Origin of the sequence: Trinickia sp. Y13, assembly GCF_029522115.1 — a bacterium.
Lineage (GTDB): Bacteria > Pseudomonadota > Gammaproteobacteria > Burkholderiales > Burkholderiaceae > Trinickia.
This window is the reverse complement of record NZ_JAKWFK010000012.1, coordinates 26,727-48,320: the sequence shown is the minus strand read 5'-3', so window position 1 is coordinate 48,320 and position 21,594 is coordinate 26,727. Positions and strand designations below refer to the sequence as shown.

At 65.2% G+C, this 21,594-nt stretch carries 15 protein-coding genes and 1 tRNA gene; 9 read left to right on the top strand and 7 right to left on the bottom strand.

The window, feature by feature from the left end:
- The first annotated feature begins 139 nt into the window (after positions 1-139).
- A complete protein-coding gene (otsB, locus tag MMB74_RS20090) occupies positions 140-892 on the top strand; it encodes a trehalose-phosphatase (RefSeq protein WP_277430416.1) in 753 nt (250 codons plus the stop codon).
- A complete protein-coding gene (gene otsA / locus MMB74_RS20085; protein ID WP_277430415.1) occupies positions 889-2,376 on the top strand; it encodes an alpha,alpha-trehalose-phosphate synthase (UDP-forming) in 1,488 nt (495 codons plus the stop codon). The genes otsB and otsA overlap by 4 nt, the downstream gene beginning before the upstream one ends.
- A 10-nt stretch (positions 2,377-2,386) precedes the next feature.
- Here otsA and MMB74_RS20080 read toward each other — a convergent pair whose 3' ends face one another.
- Positions 2,387-4,255 (bottom strand): ABC transporter ATP-binding protein, encoded by a 1,869-nt coding sequence (locus MMB74_RS20080; protein ID WP_277430414.1) that lies wholly within the window; start codon positions 4,253-4,255, stop codon positions 2,387-2,389.
- 679 nt (positions 4,256-4,934) lie between these two features.
- Between MMB74_RS20080 and MMB74_RS20075 the strand changes: the two genes are divergently transcribed.
- The 5 genes from MMB74_RS20075 (at position 4,935) to uvrA (ending at position 14,428) form a co-directional block, all read left to right on the top strand.
- Positions 4,935-5,999, top strand: coding sequence for a glycosyltransferase family 4 protein (locus tag MMB74_RS20075; protein ID WP_277430413.1), 1,065 nt, complete (start codon positions 4,935-4,937; stop codon positions 5,997-5,999).
- Between the two features lie 323 nt (positions 6,000-6,322).
- Positions 6,323-7,111 (top strand): hypothetical protein, encoded by a 789-nt coding sequence (locus tag MMB74_RS20070; RefSeq protein ID WP_277430518.1) that lies wholly within the window; start codon positions 6,323-6,325, stop codon positions 7,109-7,111.
- Positions 7,112-7,224: 113 nt separating this feature from the next.
- Positions 7,225-7,593, top strand: coding sequence for a DUF488 family protein (locus MMB74_RS20065; protein ID WP_277430412.1), 369 nt, complete (start codon positions 7,225-7,227; stop codon positions 7,591-7,593).
- 35 nt (positions 7,594-7,628) lie between these two features.
- On the top strand, positions 7,629-8,258 hold the full coding sequence (locus tag MMB74_RS20060; RefSeq protein ID WP_277430411.1) for a uracil-DNA glycosylase family protein: 630 nt from the start codon (positions 7,629-7,631) through the stop codon (positions 8,256-8,258).
- A 263-nt stretch (positions 8,259-8,521) separates the two neighbouring features.
- Positions 8,522-14,428 carry an excinuclease ABC subunit UvrA gene (gene uvrA / locus MMB74_RS20055; protein ID WP_277430410.1) on the top strand — a complete coding sequence of 1,969 codons (5,907 nt, stop codon included), beginning with the start codon at positions 8,522-8,524 and terminating at the stop codon, positions 14,426-14,428.
- Positions 14,429-14,524: 96 nt separating this feature from the next.
- Here the strand turns inward: uvrA and MMB74_RS20050 are convergent, their stop codons facing one another.
- Both MMB74_RS20050 and MMB74_RS20045 read right to left on the bottom strand, forming a co-directional pair.
- Positions 14,525-15,796: an MFS transporter gene (locus tag MMB74_RS20050; RefSeq protein WP_277430409.1), complete on the bottom strand. Its 1,272-nt coding sequence runs from the start codon at positions 15,794-15,796 to the stop codon at positions 14,525-14,527.
- A 150-nt stretch (positions 15,797-15,946) separates the two neighbouring features.
- Positions 15,947-16,855, bottom strand: coding sequence for a PadR family transcriptional regulator (locus MMB74_RS20045; protein ID WP_277430408.1), 909 nt, complete (start codon positions 16,853-16,855; stop codon positions 15,947-15,949).
- Positions 16,856-17,035: 180 nt separating this feature from the next.
- On the opposite strand from MMB74_RS20045, the gene MMB74_RS20040 reads away from it, so the two are divergent.
- The gene (locus tag MMB74_RS20040; RefSeq protein WP_277430407.1) at positions 17,036-17,926 is read left to right on the top strand and encodes a manganese catalase family protein; all 891 of its coding nucleotides are present in this window, start codon (positions 17,036-17,038) and stop codon (positions 17,924-17,926) included.
- A 301-nt stretch (positions 17,927-18,227) separates the two neighbouring features.
- Here MMB74_RS20040 and MMB74_RS20035 read toward each other — a convergent pair.
- From MMB74_RS20035 to MMB74_RS20020, 4 genes are all read right to left on the bottom strand, one after another.
- Positions 18,228-18,302 (bottom strand) — tRNA-Val (locus tag MMB74_RS20035).
- Between the two features lie 48 nt (positions 18,303-18,350).
- Positions 18,351-19,106, bottom strand: a complete 756-nt coding sequence (gene dnaQ / locus MMB74_RS20030; RefSeq protein WP_277430406.1) for a DNA polymerase III subunit epsilon — start codon at positions 19,104-19,106, stop codon at positions 18,351-18,353.
- Between the two features lie 87 nt (positions 19,107-19,193).
- Positions 19,194-19,640 carry a ribonuclease HI gene (rnhA, locus tag MMB74_RS20025; RefSeq protein WP_277430405.1) on the bottom strand — a complete coding sequence of 149 codons (447 nt, stop codon included), beginning with the start codon at positions 19,638-19,640 and terminating at the stop codon, positions 19,194-19,196.
- Between the two features lies 1 nt (position 19,641).
- Positions 19,642-20,481, bottom strand: coding sequence for a class I SAM-dependent methyltransferase (locus MMB74_RS20020; protein WP_277430404.1), 840 nt, complete (start codon positions 20,479-20,481; stop codon positions 19,642-19,644).
- Positions 20,482-20,500: 19 nt separating this feature from the next.
- Here MMB74_RS20020 and gloB point away from each other — a divergent pair, with 19 nt between their 5' ends.
- A complete protein-coding gene (gene gloB, locus MMB74_RS20015; protein WP_277430403.1) occupies positions 20,501-21,298 on the top strand; it encodes a hydroxyacylglutathione hydrolase in 798 nt (265 codons plus the stop codon).
- Positions 21,299-21,594: the final 296 nt, after the last annotated feature.

The window sequence follows — 21,594 nt, the reverse complement described above, 5'->3', positions numbered from 1 at the left end:
CGTTGGCACGCGTCGGGCTTGGCCCAGCGGCTTCAAGGCATTCTTACTCGAAAAGCCGCCGCGGGCGCGGTAACATGCGCAAACTTTTTCGGTTTCGATCGGCCGTCAGGCCGATCGGGACTGCTATGCGAATCAGCTGATGCAACCCTTACCGTCTTTTCTACCTCCGAGCGAGACAGCGTTCTTCTTCGACTTCGACGGTACGCTCGTCGAGCTCGCGCCCACGCCCGACGGCATCCTCGTGCCGCCCGCCGTGGTCGATACGCTCGCACGATTGCGGCGCTTGACGCACGGCGCCGTCGCGGTCGTGTCCGGGCGCGGCATCGACAGTATCGACGGCTTTCTCGGCCTCCCCGATCTGCCCATCGCCGGCTTGCACGGCGCCGAGCGCCGCGATGCGAGCGGCGATACGGTGCGTCTGGGCTTCAACGACGAACGCTTGCTGCGTATGGAACGGGTGCTGGCCGATCTGGTCAACGCGCATCCCGGCACGCTGCTCGAGATCAAGGGCGCCGCGCTCGCGTTGCACTACCGCAATGCGCCGTTGGCCGAGACCGTCGCGCGCGAAGCAACGGAGCGCCTCGTCGCGCAACATGCCGATGCGTACGTGTTGCAGCCGGGGAAGATGGTGTACGAAATCAAGCCGAAGAACGTCGATAAAGGCCGCGCACTCGCCGCCTTCCTCGACGAGCCTCCGTTCGCGGGACGCACGCCGGTGTTCGCCGGGGACGACCTGACCGACGAAAAGGCGTTCGCCGTCGTCAATGAGCGCGGCGGGCTGTCGATCAAAGTTGGCGCGGGCGAGACGTCCGCGCGCGCCCGGATCGATTCGGTCGGCGCGTTCGTCGGCTGGCTCGGGGACATCATCGCCGCCGCGCAACGCAACTCATGAGCCGCCTGATCATCGTTTCGAACCGAGTCGCACCGATCTCGGAAGGCGGCCCGGCGGCCGGCGGCTTGGCGGTCGGCGTCTACGACGCGCTCAAGGAAACGGGCGGCATGTGGTTCGGCTGGAGCGGCGAGGTCGTCTCGTCTGGCCACCCGCAGTTGCAGCTCGTCGAGCAAGGCCCCGTGACTTTCGCGACGATCGGGCTCTCGCGCCGCGATTACGACCAGTACTACCGCGGTTTTTCGAACGCGACGTTGTGGCCCGCGTTCCACTACCGCGCCGATCTGATCCAGTACGACCGCCACGACTTCGAAGGCTATTGGCGCGTCAATACGTGGCTCGCGCAGCAGCTCGTTCCGCTTCTACGTCCGGACGACGTGATCTGGGTCCACGATTACCACCTGATTCCTTTCGCGCAAGCGCTGCGCGCGGCCGGCGTGCGCAACCGCGTCGGATTCTTCTTGCACATTCCGTTTCCGGCCGCTCAGGTGTTGTTGGCCGTGCCGCCGCATCGCGCGTTGGTCGAGGCGCTGTGCTCGTTCGATCTGCTCGGCTTTCAGACCCAAGCCGACGTGCGCGCATTCTGCGACTACGTCCGCCACGAGGGTGCCGGAGACGTCGACGGCGGCGAGCGCGGCGCGCCGTTCGTGGCCGGTGCGCCCGCGCACGTGCGCGCTTTCGGGCGCTCGCTGCGCGCGGCGGCTTATCCGATCGGCGTCTATCCCGATGAAATCGCGCAACTGGCCAAATCGGGCGCGCGGGGTAAATCGGTTCGCACCATGCGTCAGACGCTGCACGAGCGCAAACTCATCATGAGCGTCGACCGGCTCGATTATTCGAAGGGGCTGGTGGAGCGTTTCCGCGCTTTCGAGCGGCTGCTCGATCAGGCGCCGGCTTTTCGCAACAACGTCTCGTTCGTGCAGATCGCGCCGCCCACGCGGGCCGACATGCATGCCTATCAGGACATCCGCTTGCGCCTCGAAAGCGAGCTGGGGCGCATCAACGGGCGCTTCGCCGAACTCGACTGGACGCCGATTCGCTACATTCATCGGCAATACGAGCGCTCGGTGCTGGCCGCGCTGTTCAGGCAATCGCACGTGGGCTATGTCACGCCGCTGCGCGACGGCATGAACCTCGTCGCCAAGGAGTACGTGGCGGCGCAGGACCCGGACGATCCCGGGGTGCTCGTGCTATCGCGCTTCGCGGGCGCGGCCGACGAGTTGACCGGGGCGCTTATCGTCAATCCGGTCGATATCGACGGCATGGCGCAGGCGCTTGCGGACGCGCTCTCGATGCCCGTCGCCGAACGGCGCGCTCGCTATCGGGACATGATGGCGCAACTGCGCAGCAATAATGTCTCGGTCTGGCGCGATACGTTCTTGCGCGACCTTGCGCAGGCGGGCGAGCCGCTTCTCGAAGAAAAGCCGGCGCGCGTGGCACGCGCCGCGCCGCGCGGCAAGACGGTGCGCAAGCGCGTCGCGGCTTGACCGTTTGTTCTTACGCCACGTGTTCGTCGATCTTGCGGCCGCCCGGGTGCAGGTGCATGGTTTTGCCATGTTGCTTGCTGAGCAGATCGCGATAGATGCCGGCCCGGTTGCGCAATGCCTCCGGCGTGCCGTCGTCGATGACTTTGCCGGCGCTCATGACGATGATCCGGTCGAAGTTTTGTAACGTCGACAGGCGGTGCGCGATGGCGATCACCGTGCGGCCCACCATGAGCCGGTCGAGCGCGTGCTGGATCGCTTCCTCCGATGCGCTGTCGAGCGCCGACGTCGCTTCGTCGAGCAACAGGATCGGCGCATTCTTCAGGATTGCGCGTGCGATGGCGATCCGCTGCCGCTGACCGCCCGAGAGCTTGACGCCGCGATCGCCGACGATCGTGTCGAAGCCGTCGGGCATCGCTTCGATGAAATCGGTGCATCGCGCCTCGCGCGCGGCGGCATAGACTTCCTCGCGGCTAGCGTCGGGCCGGCCATAAGCGATGTTCTCGTAGACGGTTCGATGAAACAGCGCGATGTCCTGCGGCACCAGCGCGATCGCGTGGCGCAGGCTGTCCTGCGTGATGGCTGCGATGTCTTGGCCGTCGATCTTGATCGAGCCGCCTTGCGTTTCGTAAAAGCGCTGCAGTAGCGCGAGCACCGTCGATTTACCGGCGCCCGATTTGCCGACGAGCCCCACCCGCTGCCCGGCTTCGATATGCAGATCGAAATGATCCAAGATCGCGCGCCGGCGCGGGTAGGCGAACGTGACGTTCTCGAAGTCCACGCGGCCGCCGCGCGTCGTCAGCTCGACGGCGCCTTCGTGATCGGGCATGCCGTGCGGCTCGAGCAGCGTCCTGACCGCTTCGGCGAGCCGTGCAACGTGCTGCGTGACGTCCACCAAGGCCACGGCGAGGTCGCGCGTGCCGTGCAAGATCGTGAAGCCGAGCGAACTGACGAGAACGATATCGCCCGACGTCGCTCGTCCTTGATTCCAGAGCCACAGCGCCCAACCGAGCAACCCGGCCGAGAGCAGGGCGGTGATGACGGCGTGCAGCAGCCGCAGCCGCTCGAGGTACAACAAGCTTTGCTGGCGCGCGTCCATTTCGGCTTTGACGGTATCGCCGAAGCGGCGCTGCTCCCGCAGCGTCATGCCGAAGGCGCGCACGAGCCCCATGTTGCCGATGACGTCGACGAGTTCCCCGTCCACTGCCGCCGCTTTGGTCGCGAATTTGTGGTGCCGCGACGAGCCGCGCCCCGCGAGCTTGAACAGCACGACGGCCAGAACGCCGGAGCAGAGCATGAGACACAGCGCCATCACCGGGTTCACGGTCACGATCATCACGATGGCGCCCAACACTGCGATGCAAGGCGGCAGGACGTTCCACGCCATCGTGTTTTCGGACGTATAGACCGCGTTCGAGGTCGCCGTGATGCGGCTCGCGAGCATGCCCGGCTGGCGCTCGGCGAAGTACGTGGGCGCGTGACCGGTCAAATACTGAAACAGGTCGCGCCGCAGATCGCCGGTGACGGCGACGAACGCGTGCGCGGCCACCCAGCCGCCGATGCGCCAAAGCAAGTTATCGGCGGCGATCAGCCCGACCAGGATTCCGAAAGCCGCCCACAGCGGTCCCGGATGATGCCGGCCCATGCCGAGCACATCGATCAGATGTTTGATGGCGTACTGCGAGGCCAGGGCGCACATGACGGCCGCAAACACGCTCGCCAATACGATCGCGTGGGAAAGGGGATGGCGCCGGATGTAACTGAGCAGGAACGCGAGGGGCCGCTCGGCGTAGCCGGAGAGCCTGGCGTTCCGAGCGTTACGCTCGGCGGCGGTCAAATGTTCCAATTGTGGTTCGTGCGAGGCACGCGAAGCGAGTGTCATGAAAAGCATAGTCTGCGTGTGGCGGACCGGGAGCCAAACTCGACGAATACCGAGATGACGCGGCCCGCCGCCATTGTAAACATCCGCGGAAATTCCCCGGGACTTCGCGACGAGCGTTGGAAATGAGCAACGCCGCTTGCGGCGGTGCATCGTCGCGCTGGCTGCCAGCAAGTTCGATGCGCGTTCGATCGTAAGGTCGATCGAAGGAAGCCGTAATTTTGAGATACAATCGCCGGTTAACGTTCGAATACTCCGGGGACAAGGGCATTCGGGGTCGGACCAACCGCTGCGTTGACTCGCCGCATGGCCATCCACGCGGCGCTTCGGGCTACTGTAGGCGCGCACCGCGCCGCCGTGGCGCGCGAAATGTTTCCGGCTTGTAACAACGTAAAGAGTTTGAAATGTCCCGCGGCGCAGCATGAAACCGATCGGATAATCGATCCGGGTTTGCCCTAGGAAAATTGATGGCCGACGTCAACGGTTGGAGCAGTTGCGCGTTTAACGACGTGTGACGTGTCGCTCCCAGCCTGTTCGAACGGCATCGTCGACGACCAGAGGGGCGAATCGCACCCGTTCGAGGATCCGCCGGGCCTGCTACCGCCTAGCGCCGGAACGGGCGATTCGCTTCCAGACCGACAGTCAACATTTTTGCCTGAATTTTTATTAGGAGTTCATCACTATGCGGATCGCTCAAATCGCGCCTTTGCATGAAGCGGTTCCTCCGAAGCTCTACGGTGGGACGGAGCGCGTGGTGTCGTACTTGACCGAAGCGCTCGTCGATCTCGGCCATGATGTGACGCTGTTCGCGAGCGGCGATTCGCAGACCTCGGCCAAGCTCGAAGCGTTCTGGCCGCAGGCGTTGCGTCTCGATCCGTCGATCCGCGACACGATGGCTCCGCACATGCTGCTGCTCGAGGAAGTGCGCCGCCGCGCCGATGAATTCGATGTGCTGCATTTCCACATCGATTACTACCCGTTCTCGTTGTTCTCGCGCCAGCCGGTTCCGCATCTGACGACGCTGCATGGCCGTCTCGATCTGCCCGAACTGCAGCCCGTTTTCAACACGTTCAACGAAGTGCCCGTCGTTTCGATCTCGGACAACCAGCGCATGCCGCTGCCGCAGGCGAACTGGCTCTCGACGGTCTACCATGGCCTGCCCGAGAACCTGCTGACGCCGCGCAAAGACATCGAGCCGAGCTATCTCGCGTTCCTCGGCCGTATTTCGCCGGAAAAACGCGTCGACACGGCGATTCGCATCGCCGAAAAAGCCGGCATGAAGATCAAGATCGCCGCGAAGCTCGACAAGGCCGATCGCACCTATTACGAAGAGCAGATCAAGCCGCTGTTCGCGTTGCCGCACGTCGAGTACATCGGCGAAATCGGCGAAGCTGAAAAGGCCGAATTCCTCGGCGGCGCGCATGCCTTGCTGTTCCCGATCGACTGGCCGGAGCCGTTCGGCCTCGTGATGATCGAGGCGATGGCGTGCGGCACGCCGGTGATCGCGTTCAAGCGCGGCTCGGTGCCTGAAGTGATCGAGAACGGGGTGTCCGGCTTCGTCGTCGAAGACGAGCTATCGGCCGTCGCGGCGCTCAAGCGCCTGCCGTCGCTGCCGCGCGAAACGGTGCGCAAAGCGTTCGAAGCGCGCTTCACGTCGAAAGTGATGGCGCAGAACTATCTCGCATCGTACGAGAACCTGCTGCATCAAAAGCGCCGCACCGTGCTGCGCGAAGTCGCAGCCGGCTAACGCTCCCCTGCGCGCGCCCGCCTCGGCGGCGCGCGCGAAACGCGATCTCGCGCCCCGCCTGCCTTACGGCACGCGGGGCGCGTCGTTTCCGGCGGCCCGAAAGGTGCGCCGCGCCGCGGATATCGGGTAGGACGCTATTTATTCGTCCGCGTGTCGTCAGCGGCCGCAAAGGCCACGGCCGAATCCCTATAATGCTGCTGCCGCACATCGGCGGCAAAAACGACTGACTTCAGGAGAGCGACTTGGCGAGAACGAACCGAAACCGAGCGGATCACGGGGGCGGCCACCGGGCGGCCGGCGATCCCGCGCCCGGCGCCGGTACGATGTTCACCCTGCGCGCCATCGGTCTCGTCTTGTTGTCGCGCTGGCTCTACTCGATGGCGCAAATGGGCTACGCCGAGGCGCTCTCGGCGATGGCCTCGTCGCCCTGGGCTTCCATCAACGGCGTCTTTCTGTTCTTGCTGATCGTATTGCCCGGCGCCCATGCGCGCGCGGAGCGGCCGTTTCACCCGCTGCCGCAATGGTTGCGGCAAGCATTGCGCTTGTTCGCTTTCCTGTGTCTCTTGTTTGCCGTCTGGTTGATCGGGGCATATGTGTTGACCGACGGGCTGCGGCCAACCGTCGATGCGATCGCCCGGACAAACGGGTGGTTCGTCGCCGCGCCGGCGCTTTACGGCGCGGTTCTCTGGATTTGCCGCCCGCGCGCGCTCTGGCGCACCAATGTGGCCGCGCGGCGTTTTGCCATCGGACGATATGCGATTTCGGTGGATGCCCCGACGCGCACTGTGGTCGTTTGGGTGGAAAGCCGCAAACTGGGTCAATATGACGCCCGCGAGCTGTCGATCACATGGCCGGCCGCCGAGGCGATCGAGCGGGAGCGGCCGTCGGCGCACGTGCCTGCGCCGGCTGACGGCATGACGCCCGAGGCCGGGCAGCGCGCCGCGCGTGCGGTCCGTGCGCATGGCTGGGCCAGGCGCTCGCACGTGCAATTGCGGTGGGATTCGCCGGCGGCCGTCGGCCATAATGGCCAGACGGTGTTTCGGGCGACACTCGCGACGGATGGCGACCGCACGGCCGCCCGCGCGCTCGAAGCGGCGCTGCGGCAAGTGTGAGGGCATCGCGCCGCTGCGGCCGGTTTGCGGTGGCGCGGGCGATAGGCGGTGTCGCTATGGCGGGCGTGACGGCGCGCAGCGCGCGTTTCGCCTGCCGAAAGGAGGCAACGGTCATGAAGCAGGCTCGCATCGAGATCCTCAGGGCGTATGACGCGCTCGACCAGGACGGGCGCGCCCGTTTTCTGGTAGACCGCATGTGGCCGCGCGGCGTCACCAAGGACACGCTGCGCCTCGCGGCCTGGGTGCGCGACGCTGCGCCGAGCACCGAGCTGCGCAGATGGTTCGGCCATGACCCGGCCCGCTGGGAAGAATTTCAGGGGCGTTATCGCGCCGAACTCGATGCGAACCCTCAAGCTTGGCAGCCATTGCTCGACGCGGCCAAGCGAGGTCCCGTGACGCTGCTGTTCGGCGCCCGCGACCGGGAGCACAATCAGGCCGTGGTGTTGCGCGAATACCTTCTGGATCAGCTCCGGCATCACTGAAACGCGTCTTGCCCTTCACCTCATCAGCATTGCCGATGTCTTCTTCGTCACCTCCCGGGCGCGCCCGTTTGCAGTCGCTGCTCGCGCAGATCCGCGCCTGCCGAGCCTGCGAGTCGCATTTACCGCACGGGCCGAGGCCGGTGCTGCAAGTTGGGCGCTCGGCTCGCGTCCTCGTGGTCGGACAAGCGCCGGGGGCGCGCGTGCACGCGTCGGGGGTGCCGTGGGACGACAAAAGCGGCGAGCGGCTGCGCGATTGGATGGGGATCGATCGCGAGACTTTCTACGATCCCAACCGCGTGGCGCTGGTGCCGATGGGTTATTGCTATCCGGGACGCGGCCCGTCGGGAGATTTGCCGCCGCGGCCCGAATGCGCCGCGCTCTGGCTCGAGCGCGTATTGGCCGAGATGCCGCATATCCGGTTGACGCTGCTCGTCGGCGCCTACGCGCAGCGGCGGTTTTTGGCCGACGCGCGGCGGGCCAGCTTGACCGACACCGTTGCGGCCTGGCGCGATTTCGGTCCGGCGCGCTTGCCGTTGCCTCATCCGTCGCCGCGCAACCAAGGCTGGTTCAAGCATCATCCTTGGCTCGAGCGCGAGCTGTTGCCGGTGCTCAGGGCCCGCGTGGGCGCCGCGTTGGCCGACGTGCCAATCGAGGCAACCGCTTGACGCTCCGGGAGCGCTAGCCCATGCAAGCGAGCGATCCGATTGCCGTCTTCCGTCAGTGGTTGTCACCAAGTTGCATGCGCCGCAGCCGCCAATCGCGACGTATTTCGCTCGTCGGAGCGCGCCGGACCAACAAAGCGCCATCGCTCGAACGCGGGCGCGGCTAACTCTCGAAAGCCGGACTATCATTGCACCCCTGGCGCGCCTTCTTATCTCGAAACGACGGCGCGCATCGTTCGATATAGCGCGTAAAAGGGACACGTCTCATGACTTCCGGCGTCATCCGCATTCGCGGGGCTCGTCAGCATAATCTCAAAAACATCGATCTCGATCTTCGCACCGGGGAAATGACGGTCGTCACGGGTCCCTCGGGGTCGGGCAAGTCGAGCCTCGTATTCGACACGCTCTATGCCGAAGGGCAGCGCCGCTACGTCGAAACGTTCAGCGCCTACGCGCGGCAATTCCTCGATCGCATGGATCGCCCGCAAGTCGACCGCGTCGACGGCGTACCGCCCGCGATCGCGATCGATCAGACGAACCCCGTGCGCAGCTCCCGCTCGACGGTCGGCACGATGACCGAGCTCAACGATCATCTGAAGCTGCTCTTCGCGCGCGCCGCGCAACTGTTCGATAAGGCGACGGCGGAGCCGGTGCGCCACGACACGCCCGAAACGATCTACGCCGCCCTGCTCGAGCGCACCGCGCAGCGCGACGAGCGGCTGGTGGTGACGTTCCCGGTCGAGCTGCCCGAACAGACGAGCGCAGACGAAGTCGGGCAATGGCTATCGGCGAGCGGCTACACGCGCGTGCAGGCAGAACGCGAAGTGACCACGCCGGCCGGGCCGCGCAAGGTGCTCGATGTCGTCGCCGATCGCTTCCGCTTGAGCAAGGTGGAGAAAGCGCGCGCGGTCGAAGCGATCGAAGCGTCGCTGAAACGAGGCGCAGGCCGCGTTTATATCTACGTCTTGCCCGACAGCGACGATGCGGGCGAAGTCGATGGACAGGCCGCGCCGGAGCCGCGCATCTGGCGCTTCTCGACCGGCTTGCACTGCCCCGAAAGCGATCTGCGCTACGCCGATCCGCAGCCGGGACTGTTCTCGTTCAATTCGGCTTATGGCGCCTGCGAGGCATGCCGCGGTTTCGGGCGCGTGATCGGTGTCGATCTCGGCCTCGTCATCCCCGATGTGCGCAAGACGCTCGCGGGCGGGGCGATCAAGCCCATGCAAACGCCAGCGTGGAAGGAGTGCCAGGACGACCTGATGCGCTACGCGGCGCGCGCGCGGATTCGCACGACGACGCCATGGGCCGAACTGACCGATGCCGAGCGCGCCTGGGTGATCGATGGCTCTCCCGACTGGAACGGGCAATGGCAGCGCGAGTGGTACGGCGTGCGGCGCTTCTTCGACTATCTGGAATCGAAGGCCTACAAGATGCACATTCGCGTGCTCTTGTCGAAATACCGCAGCTACACGCCGTGCGAGACGTGCGGCGGCGCGCGGCTCAAAACCGAATCGCTCTTGTGGCGTCTCGGCACCAAGGAGAATGCGGACGCCGTGCTCCCCGCCGATGCGCGCTTCATGCCGCGCGGCGTGAGTTGGACGCGCGCTCAGCTCGAAGCATTGCCGGGGCTCACCGTGCACGACTTGATGTTGTTGCCGATCGCACGGATTCGCCGTTTCTTCGATGAAATGACGCTGCCAAGCGCGCTGCTCGACGATGCCTTGAAGCTGCTCGTCGCCGAAGTGCGCACGCGGCTGCGCTACCTGTGCGATGTCGGGCTCGGTTATCTGACGCTCGATCGGCAAAGCCGCACGCTGTCGGGCGGCGAGGTGCAGCGGATCAACTTGACGACCGCGCTCGGCACCTCGCTCACGAAGACGCTGTTCGTGCTCGACGAGCCCAGCATCGGGCTGCATCCGCGCGATTTGGACCGCATCGTCGAAGCGATGCGGCGATTGCGCGACGCGGGCAATACGCTCGTCGTCGTCGAGCACGACCCATCGGTCATGCTGGCGGCCGACCGGCTCATCGATATGGGGCCGGGGCCTGGCGAGCGGGGCGGCGCCATCGTCTACGACGGCACGCCGGGGGACATCCGCTTGGCGCAGACGCTGACGGGCCAATATCTCGGCGCGCGGTTGCGCGTCGCCGATGCCACGCATTGGGCGCGGCGGCCTGTCGATGCGCAGACGCCGCGGCTCGTGCTCGAAGGCGCGAGCGAGCACAACTTGCGCGACGTGACGGTGGAGATTCCGCTCGGGCGGCTCGTCTGCGTGACGGGCGTCTCCGGTTCGGGCAAGTCGACGTTGATTCAAGACGTCCTTCACCCTGCGCTCGCACGCTACCTCGGCCGTCCGACCGAAACGCCGGGCGCGCATCGAGGCTTGATCGGTGCGGAAGGGATCGCCGACGTCGTGTTCGTCGATCAATCGCCGATCGGCAAGACGGCACGTTCGAATCCAGCTAGCTATGTCGGCGCCTTCGACGAGATCCGCAAGCTGTTCGCGAAAGCGCCGCTCGCGTTGCAGCGCGGCTACACGGCGGGCACATTCAGCTTCAATTCAGGCGATGGACGCTGCCCGACGTGCGGCGGCTCCGGCTTCGAACACGTCGAGATGCAGTTTTTGTCCGACGTCTATCTGCGCTGCCCCGATTGCGACGGCCGCCGCTATCGGGCCGAAGTGCTCGATGTGACGATCGAACGAGGCGCGCCGGCGCGGGCGTTGTCCATTGCCGATGTGCTCGAGCTGACGGTCAGCGAAGCGGTGAGCTTGTTCGCCGAAGACTCCGATGTGCTGCGCGTGCTGCAGCCGATCGTCGACGTCGGTCTCGAATACGTGAAGCTCGGCCAGCCGGTGCCCACGCTCTCGGGTGGCGAAGCGCAACGTTTGAAGCTCGCGGGCTTTCTTGCGGAGACGAGCGGCAAGGCCGGCGCGCAAGCGGCGCCGGGCGGGCGGCTGTTCATGTTCGACGAACCGACGACGGGGCTGCATTTCGATGACATCGCCAAGCTCATGCGTGCGTTTGGCAAGCTGCTTGCACGCGGTCATTCGTTGATCGTGATCGAGCACAACCTCGACGTCATTCGCGCGGCCGATTGGATCGTCGATTTGGGTCCCGAGGGCGGCGACGAAGGCGGTTTGGTCCTCGCCGCCGGCACGCCCGATGACATTAAAGCCTGCGCCGCCTCGCACACGGGGCGCGCTTTGCAGCAGTACGACGACGCGCTCGGCGCGAGCGGGCCCGATGCCGCCGCTGCCGGGATGCCGCTGCAATCGGCGCTCGCGGCGGCGCGTTCGCGTCGCGCGGTGGAGGGCGACGACGTCGTGCGCATCGTCAACGCGCGCGAGCACAACCTGAAGAGCCTGAACGTCGATATTCCTCACGGCAAATTCAACGTCGTCACGGGCGTGTCGGGCTCGGGCAAGTCCACGCTTGCCTTCGACATCCTGTTTCATGAAGGGCAGCGCCGCTACCTCGAATCGCTCAATGCCTACGCGCGCTCGATCGTGCAGCCCGCGGGGCGCCCGGAAGTGGATGCGGTCTACGGCATTCCGCCGACCGTCGCGATCGAGCAGCGTCTGTCGCGCGGGGGACGCAAGAGCACGGTGGCGACCACTTCCGAAGTCTGGCATTTCCTGCGGTTGCTGTACGTCAAGCTCGGCATTCAGCACTGCATCCACGACGGCACGCCGGTGATGCCGCAGAGCGCCGAATCGATCGCCGCGCACTTGCTGCGCAACTATGCGGGCGAGCACGTGGGCTTTTTCGCGCCGCTCGTCGTCAATCGCAAGGGTGTCTATACCGATTTGGCCAAGTGGGCGAAAGCGCGCGGACATACGCACCTGCGTGTGGACGGCGAGTTCCTCAGCGTCGATCCGTGGCCGAAGCTCGAACGCTTTCGCGAACACACGATCGAGCTGCCCGTCGCCGACCTCGTCGTGTCCGCCGACAACGAAGGCGAGTTGCGGCGCGCGCTCGATGCGGCGCTCGAACTCGGCAAAGGTGTGGTGCATCTGCTCGCGCCGCTCGATGGATTGGCCGATGCGCTTGCCGCGAAGCGCTCGGCGGCGGGCATCGGCGAGATCGAGGTGCTATCGGTCAAGCGGGCCTGCCCCGTGTGCGCGACGAGCTACCCCGAGCTGGACCCGCGCATGTTCTCGTACAACAGCAAGCACGGCTGGTGTCCGAGTTGCGTCGGCACGGGGCTCGCGTTGACGCGCGAGCAGCGCGCCGCTTATGACGACACCGTGCTCGGCGCCGACGACGGTCGCGGTCGCGAGCAGACCTTGCCTTCGGAGGAGCAGGAGATCGAGGGCGTCGACGATACGCCGTGCCCCGACTGCGGCGGCACGCGCTTGAACGAAACGGCGCGCGCTGTGCAGTTCGACGGCCGCTCGATCGTCGACATCGGCCGCTGGACCGTGGCGGATACGCGCCGATGGATCGAGACGATCGAGCTGGGCGGCCGCGATGCGCAGATCGCGCGCGACGTCGTGAGCGAGATCGCGAGCCGCTTGCGGTTCCTCGAAGAAGTGGGGCTGGGCTACCTGAGTCTGGACCGCGCCGCGCCGAGCCTATCGGGCGGCGAGGCGCAGCGCATCCGGCTCGCTGCGCAGCTCGGCAGCAACTTGCAGGGCGTGTGCTACGTGCTCGACGAACCGACGATCGGCCTGCATCCGCGAGACAACCGGATCTTGCTCGACGCGCTGCATCAGCTGGGCGATAAAGGCAACACGCTCGTCGTCGTCGAGCACGACGAAGATACGATCCGGCGGGCCGATCACATCATCGACATCGGGCCCGGGGCGGGCAAGCGCGGCGGCCGGCTCGTTGCCGAGGGCGGCGTACAGGATCTCGCGGCGCATGCCGATTCGCTGACCGGGCAATTCCTTGCGCGCCCGATCGTTCACCCGCTGCAGCCGCGCAGAGCAGTGGGGGCCGACGCGAAGGCTGCGGTGCCCGAGCGATGGTTGACGGTGCATGGCGCCTCGCTGCACAACTTGCGCAACGTCACGGCGCGCATTCCGCTCGCGCGCCTCGTTGCGGTGACGGGCGTGTCGGGGTCGGGCAAATCGACGCTCGCCCGCGATGTGCTGATGACGAACCTGCTCGATGCAGTGGGGCGTTCGGTGTTGTCCTCGCCTGCTACTCGGCGCGCGCGCCGTGCTTCACAGGAGAGCCAGGGCTCGTCTGTGAAGCGCGCCCAGCCGAGCCGCCGCACGGCGTCCAGCACGAGCGCGACTCGCGCGCCGTTGCAGGTCACGCATCGGTGGCAAGGCTGCACGTCGGTGACGGGTTTCGAGGCGATCGACCGAGTGCTGGAAGTCGATCAGACGCCGATCGGCAAGACGCCGCGCTCGTGCCCCGCTACGTATATCGGCGTGTGGGACACGATCCGCAAGCTGTTCGCCGAAACGCTCGAAGCACGGGCGCGCGGCTACGCCGCGTCGCGCTTCTCGTTCAATACGGGCGAAGGCCGTTGCCCGGCGTGCGAAGGGCAGGGGGTGCGCACGATCGGGATGAGCTTCTTGCCCGATGTGAAAGTGCCATGCGATGTCTGCCATGGGCAGCGCTTCAACCCGGAGACGCTGGCCGTGACTTGGCGCGGCAAGAACATCGGCGATGTGCTGACGATGGAAATCGACGAGGCCGTGGACTTCTTCTCGCCGATGCCGAGCATCGCTCACCCGCTGCAGTTGATGAAGGACGTGGGGCTCGGCTACCTGACGCTGGGCCAGCCTTCGCCGACGCTCTCGGGCGGCGAGGCGCAGCGGATCAAGCTCGTGACGGAATTGGCGAAGGTGCGTGACGACGTGACCCGGCGCGGGCAAAAAGCGCCACATACGTTGTATGTGCTCGACGAACCGACGGTCGGCTTGCACATGGCCGACGTCGCGCGGCTGATTCGCGTGCTGCACCGGCTCGTGGATGCGGAGCACAGCGTCATCGTCATCGAGCACGATCTCGATGTCATTGCCGAAGCCGATTGGATCATCGATCTGGGCCCCGAAGGCGGGGCGGGCGGCGGCGCGATCGTCGCGGCGGCCGATCCCGAAACGCTCGCGCGCGTGCCGGAGAGCCATACGGGCCAAGCACTGATCCCGGTGCTCGCACGTTGCGCGCAAGCGCCGAACGAGGTGAGGGCAGAAGGCGGCCGGCGTAGCGCATGAGCGAGCGGCAGCGTATTCATACGCGGATGGGACGCGAGCGATGACGGGGCGCGAGCCGATGCCTTTTAGGAAGGCGTCGGCTCGCGCATTGCGCTTTTACGCTTCGCCTGCCAATTCGGGCGCGGCGCCTTGCGATGCCGACGCTTCCTCTTTCATGTCCTGCGCGCCGGCGCTGCGCACGCTGCCCACCCAGACCAACGCCAGCGACGCCAGCACGACCGACACCCATCCGTTCAAGCCGTAGCCGACGATATGCCCGGCCGAATCGGTCGATAGCATGAGCCCGCCCAGCCACGCGCCGCAGCCTGTCCCCAGCGACTGCACCGCGCCGTTGGCGCTGAGGAATGAGCCGCGGTGCCGAGCCTCCGGAACGGTGGAGAGGATCGCTTGCATGGGCACGATGCGTCCGGACGAAATGATCATGAAGACGGCGAAGCCCGGGATCATGATCCAAAACGGCACATTAGGCAGGTGCGTGACGACGAGCACGGGCCCCAGCGCGAGCACGCCGAACAGGCGAAACACGAGACGGTGCCCGATGCGATCGGCCAGCCGGCCGATCGCGCGCGACGTGAACAATGTCGACGCCCCGCCTGCCATATAGAGCCATGAAATCTGATCGGGCCGGATGCTGTGATTGGCCACGAGCATCGGCGAGATGAACGGGATCACGAGCATATGCGCGAGCATGATCAAGAACGTCAGCGCGAAGGCTCGGAGGTGGCGGGCGGAGGTCAAGAGATCGACGAGCGCGGGAAGCGTTTGCGCGAGCGACGGCGCGCGCGTGGCCCGGTGCTCGGCGAGCGGGGGCACGATGCGCGAGGTGGCGAGCGCAATCGTGACCGTGAGGGCCGCGAGCAGCCAAAACGGCGCGGACCAATGGAAGTACGCGCCGAGCAGCACGCCGGCCGGCACGCCGGCGATGGCTGCCATCGAGAAGCCCGTCATGATGATGCCGGTAGCGGTGCCGCGTCGCGCGACGGGCACGACATCCGCGACGATCGCCATGACGCTCGCGCCGAGCACGCCGCCCGTGACGCCGGCGAACGCGCGGCTTGCGAGCAACAGCGGATAGCTCGTGGCGCAGGCGCACAGGACGTTGGACAGCGCGAACAACAGATACGCCGCGAGCAGCAGCTTGCGTCGATCGAACCGGTCGATGTAGGTGGCGGCGAGCAGCGCCGACAGCCCGGAACACCACGAATAGGCCGAAACCGCTGCAGCGAACTTCGATGGCGAGATCTGAAACGCGCCCATGATCTGCGGGCCGAGCGGCATCATCACCATGAAATCCATGATGAGCGTGAACTGCACGAGCGCGAGCAGCCAGATCAGCCGTCGCTCGCGCGCAAGGGTCATTGCATACATAGTTATTCGAATCCTTATTGCAGTAGACGTATCGTGCGGGGCGCGCAAGCACGGCAAGCAGAGCGGCAACCTAAGCGGACGCCGCCCGCTAGCAACATGCACCATTCGACGTGCAACGTGCGCGCGGCGGCGCGTGCATGCCGCAACCGCTTACGCGGTCTCGGTTTGCGGCGCGGCACCCGCAGCGGGCTTGCTTTCGATCTCGGCGGCCGCGCGCAGCAAAATCTCGGCGATGCGCTGCTGCTCCGCCTCGTTCGCATCGATACGCCGTAACAGCGCGAGCTTGAGCGCATAGCGCGCTTGGTGCAGCTTCGGATGCCAGCCGCGTGCATCGCCGCCCAACGCGCCGCCCTCGTCATCGTCTTGCGCCGCGTAGGCGCGCCGCATCGATTCCATCCGATGTGCGACGTAGCTGAGCTTGGCGAGCATCATGTCGACTTGGTTCCGATTGGCGGCGAGATGCGCCCGGCCTGCTTCCGCAATCTCGTAGCGTTTGCGGTTGCCTTCTTGCTGCACCGTGACGAAGCCGAGTTCTTCGAGGTAAGTCAGCGCAGGATAGACCATGCCGGGGCTTGGCGCATAAAAGCCGTTGGATCGCGTTTCGAGCGCCTTGATGAGTTCATAGCCGTGGCGCGGCGCTTCGTCGATCAGCGCGAGCAACATCAATTGCAAGTCTTCGCCGGTGAATTTGCGCCCGCGCGTGAAATTGTCGTCGTCGCCGAAGCCGCGATCGCCACGACCGCCCCAAAACGGCCCGCCCCCGCCGTGCCGATGCCGATGGCGTCCAATGGCATGCCAAAGCTCGTGCAGAAATGACCCTTCGCCATGCCGCCCGTGCCGGCGGCGCTCATGACGGTGGATGAAGTCGTGGCGATCGGTGTCGTGATTGTGATGACCGTCGTGGCCGTGATGGCCATGGGGGCCGTACCAGTGCCCATAGTCGAGACCCGCCTCGCGGGAATGCGAGTGAGCCTGACGATGCCCGTGCTTGTGGCCGTGGTCCGGGTCGAGCTCCGAGAAATCGTGATCGCGTTGGAATTCGTGAAAACGGTGACGCATGACTGCCTCCTCGAGGGGAGTGAATGTGTATCTAAAGATATATATCTAAAGATACGATGTCAAGCTCGACCGTGATCATCCTTTTCGGCGAGAGAAGCCGGAGTGCGGGAACGAGCGGGAATGGTCGTTGCGGAAGTGGCCGGACGGCACGATGTTCATCACGACCAACAAGGGGGTCTCATGTTTGTGCACAACAAGCGGTTGCAATACACGGTTCGCGTCGGCAGCACGGACCCGGGCTTGGCAAACCTGCTGCTGGAGCAATTCGGCGGGCCGCAAGGCGAGTTGGCTGCGGCGATGCGTTATTTCACGCAGGCGATCACCGAAGAGGATCCGGCGCGCAAGGACATGCTGTTCGACATCGCCACCGAGGAACTCAGTCATTTGGAGATCATCGGGTCGATCGTCGCGATGCTGAACCGGGGCGCGAAGGGTGAATTGGCGGAGGCCGTGGACGCGCAGGCCGAGCTTTATCGCAAGCTGAACGGCGCGGGCAACGACAGCCACGTGACGCAGGTGCTCTATGGCGCGGGCACGCCGCTGACGAACTCGGCCGGGGTGCCGTGGAGCGCCGCTTACATCGACACGATCGGCGAGCCGACGGCCGACTTGCGTTCGAACATTGCCGCCGAGGCGCGGGCGAAGATCATTTACGAGCGGCTCATCAACGTATCGGACGATCCCGGCGTGCGGGACGCCTTGGGCTTTTTGATGACGCGCGAGGTGTCGCACCAGAAGTCGTTCGAGAAGGCGCTATATGCGATCTCTGCGAACTTCCCGCCCGGCAAGCTCGCGCCGGAGCCCGAATACGCCGATGCCTATTTCAAGATGTCGCATGGGGCGCCGCCGGAACGGGGGCCTTGGAACGAAGGGCGCGGTTTGAAGCTCGTGGAGGATCCACCGATCCCGGTCGACGGCGGCGACGGATCCGCGGCGGTGCAGTTGACCGAGAAGGAGCGAACCACGCTGGACGAGATGAAGCGGCGGCTCAAGTCGGATCGTACGCACGATCCTGAGACGGGGGCTGAACTCGGGCAAATCGAGCCGGGTGCGGACGGGTTGACGGAGTGAACAGCGCCGCGGCGGGTAGCCTCGAAGCAACCAAGAACTGCTGTGACGCACTCGCCATCCCTGAATGCGTCAATGCCGAACTCAAATGTCGGCCTCCCGACGATCAGCCTCGGCAAGCGTCGATGTGCTGGCGGGGCCCGCGTTACCTGGACGCAGCATGATTTGAGGTTCATGCACACGTTTTCCGTGAAAAACATCATTTCTGCTCGGTGCACGGAAAATCGTTGTACATCAATGAAAAAGGCCCTCGGCTTTCGCCAGAGGGCCTTTATTCTTCGGGCTTCCTACATACCCATGAATCTGGTGGGTAGTACTGGGATCGAACCAGTGACCCCTGCCGTGTGAAGGCAGTGCTCTACCGCTGAGCTAACCACCCGAAGAGCCTCGAATTATGTCAGACGCTCAGCGGTTCGTAAAGCAATTTTTATGCGGCTCGTGCGGTGGCGGCGTCGGCCGTTGTCTCCGGCGTCGGCTCGCGTCGCCACACGCTCGTGCCTTTGATAGCTTTGTCGAGGTCGTTCAGCAAGGCTTCATGCGCCTGTAGCTCGCTTTCGTCGGCAGCGAGCACGGGCAGCGCCAGCCCTTCGAAGGAGACTGTCTTGCGCGTGGATGCCTGCGCGTTTTGCGCGGGCGCGTCGCCCAGCATGTCGATGACGAGGCTTTCTTGCCCACGGGTCATCGCCAGATACACCTCGGCCAGCAATTCGGAGTCGAGCAGCGCGCCGTGCAGCGTTCGATGCGCATTGCTGATGCCGAAGCGGTCGCACAGCGCGTCGAGCGAATTGCGCTTGCCGGGGAACATGGCCTTTGCCTGCACCAGCGTGTCGATCACGCTCTCGTAGTGCTCGTTGAACGGGGGCAAGCCCAGCAGCGCAAATTCGGCTTCCAAGAAACCCAGATCGAACGGCGCGTTGTGAATGATCAACTCGGCGCCGCGCATGAAGTCGCGCAGCTCATCGACGATCTCGGCGAACTTCGGCTTGTCGCTCAGGAATTCCGTCGTCAATCCGTGCACGGCCAGCGCGCCGGGGTCGCTATCGCGTTCGGGGTTGATGTAAAAGTGCAGGTTGTTGCCCGTGAGCCGCCGGTTCACGAGCTCGACGCCGCCGATTTCGATGATGCGGTCGCCGGTTCGTGCGTTAAGACCCGTGGTTTCGGTATCGAGAACGATTTGACGCATGGAGTTCTGTCTCGTGTGTAAGCGATGCAAACGGTACGGCTCGCGTCCGCCATCGGGCTGCGCCGAAGGCGACCGCAGCGAAGATCTTCAGCTTTCGGCCAGCGCGCTGACGCCGCGGTTCGCGAGCGCGTCGGCGCGCTCGTTCTCGGGGTGGCCCGCATGGCCCTTCACCCAGCGCCATTCGATCTGATGCAAGGCCGCGAGTTCGTCCAAGCGCTTCCATAAATCGGCGTTTTTGACGGGGGTCTTTGCCGCCGTCATCCAATTCTTTTTCTTCCAACCGTGGATCCACTCGCTGATGCCTTTTTGCACGTACTGCGAGTCCGTATGGACGATCGCGGTGCAGGGGCGCTTGAGCGCCTCGAGCGCGGCGATGACCGCCATGAGCTCCATGCGATTGTTGGTCGTATTCGCCTCGCCGCCGAACAGCTCTTTTTCCTGAGCGCCGTAGCGAAGCAGCGCGCCCCATCCGCCGGGGCCGGGATTGCCCTTGCAGGCGCCGTCGGTAAAGATTTCGATGAACTCGGGCGTCACGTCATAGTCTCGGGTTAGGGGTTTGGTGCGTCGCGGCCGGCGCAAGCCCCGGTGCAAGCACCGGCTTTTTCGCCTTGATCTGACCGACGAGCCGCATGCCGCGCACGCGCTTGACCGCCGTCACCATGTAAGCCGCGCCGAAGATCGGCCACCAGCGATCGCCGGCCGCTTCCATGAAAGCGAAGCGCTCGAGCCAGTTTTCGCGGGCAAGGGGCGGACGATAGCAGCCGAAGCGCCCGCGTTCAAGCTCGAACCCGAGCAACTTGATCCAGTCCTTGATTCGCGTGAAAGCGATGAGATCCTGCGCCGCGGGCACGAACGGACGCCCCGTCATCTTGCCGAAAGCCTGCCGAGCGCCCCACAAGCTCAGCGAATTGAACCCGAGGATCACGAGTTGCCCCTCCGGCACGAGCACGCGCTCGGCCTCGCGCAACAGACGGTGAGGGTCGCGCGTGAACTCGAGCGTGTGCGGCATCACGAGCAGATCGACACTCTGGGCTTCGAACGGCAGGTCGAGGAAATCGCACCAAAGCGTGGTTCGGCCCGCCGGCGTGTGCCGTGGCCCGAGCCCGGCCAGAGCCGGAGGCGAAACCGGCTGCCGCGAGGACGGCGGGTACGTATACGGCGCGCTCGCGCCGCTGGCGGCGTCGAGCACGAGCGCGCGGCAAGGCATGCGGTTCTCGCGCAGCGCATCGAGCTGCGGCAGCCCCAATTGCAGCGCGTGGTAGCCGAATACGTCCGACACGACGCCGTCGAGCTGGGCCTGCTCCCAATCCAGCGCGTAGCGGCCGGCCGGCGATTCGGTCCAAGTGGGCCAGTCTATAATCGTTCGATCAGACATCGTGATGAGTGCGTCGCCTATGAATACGCTCGAATACGTGCCGGTGCCGGCGTTTGCTGACAACTACATCTGGCTCGTATCGGACGGGCGCGATGCGGTCGCCGTCGACCCGGGCGAAGCGGCCCCCGTTAGGGCGCAGCTCGCCGAGCGAGGCTGGCGGCTGAGCGCTATTTTACTCACGCACCACCATGCCGACCACGTCGGTGGCGTGGCGGACCTCATAGGCGATACCCCTATTCCAGTCTACGGCCCCGCCGCCGAAGGGATCGCCGTCGTCACCCACCCTCTGTCGGGCGGCGACCGCGTCGTTCTGCCCTCGCCGCGTCTCGAATTGCAGGTGATCGACGTGCCGGGTCATACGCGCGGCCACATCGCTTATTTTCAAGCGGGGCAGGGGCAGCCCGGCGCAACGCCGCACGTGTTCTGCGGCGACACCCTGTTCGCATGCGGTTGCGGGCGCTTGTTCGAAGGCACGCCCGCGCAGATGCTCGCCTCGCTCGATGCGCTGGCGGCCCTCCCGGGCGAGACGCAGGTGCACTGCGCCCACGAATATACCCTGTCCAACATCCGCTTCGCACTTGCCTGCGATCCTGGCAACGAACGGCTGCGAGCGTGGAGCGATCGAGCGCAAGCGCTGCGCGCGCGCAGCGTCCCCACGCTGCCCACGACGATCGCTCACGAACGTGCGGTCAATCCGTTCCTGCGCACGGGCGATCCGGCAGTGCAACGTGCGCTGGCCGAAGCGTTGCATGAACCGGCGGCCGATCGCTTGACCGCCTTCACGCTGATGCGCGAATGGAAGAATCGCTTTCGTTAGACGGCACGAGGGTCCGGCAGTGCGCATTTGTTTTCGTCGGGGGATTTTTATTCGATTAGGGCGCGCAAGCTTGTTTGGCGCTGAGGCGATCTCTCTCGAGAATGGGCCAAACAGCGTCCTTTCAAGCAAAAAAACGTGGCAAGCCGGTGTTTTCGTGGGGCGATGCGGGTCAAAAGCGGGGCTTCGCCCAGGGTTGCATGCGACGCAAATTTCGCCAGAAAGATGGGGAAAATGCGGCAAGTCTTGGATTTGACAGGTTTTTTCCCCGTTATTCCAGTTGACGCAGGCCGTTCGCT